General features: G+C 63.1%; 1 protein-coding gene. It reads left to right on the forward strand.

Annotation, left to right across the window (positions count from 1 at the left end):
- Positions 1-317, forward strand: a 317-nt coding sequence (locus NE591_RS13700) for a phosphomethylpyrimidine synthase ThiC (protein WP_256156914.1), incomplete at both ends; no start/stop codon positions are given.

A 317-nucleotide genomic window follows, 5' to 3' on the forward strand; every position in this document is an offset into this window, starting at 1 on the left:
CGCCGGGTCATCGAGTCGTTCAAAGAGACGGGGCGACTCACCAATATCGTATCGCGAGGAGGGTCGCTCATCTTCGCCTGGATGGAGGCCACTGGTCGTGTGAACCCCTTCAATGAGTACTACGACGTGGTGCTGGCTATCTTGCACGAGCACGATGTGTGCATCTCCATCGGTGATGCCATGCGCCCCGGCAGCGGCTACGACGCCACGGATGCCGGGCAGATCGCCGAGCTCATCGAGATCGGCAAGCTCACCCGCCGCGCGTGGGATGGCGGCGTGCAGGTGATTGTGGAAGGCCCCGGGCATATGGCGCTCGA

The sequence above is a fragment of the Adlercreutzia sp. DFI.6.23 genome (assembly GCF_024462535.1).
Taxonomy (GTDB): Bacteria; Actinomycetota; Coriobacteriia; order Coriobacteriales; family Eggerthellaceae; genus Adlercreutzia; species Adlercreutzia rubneri.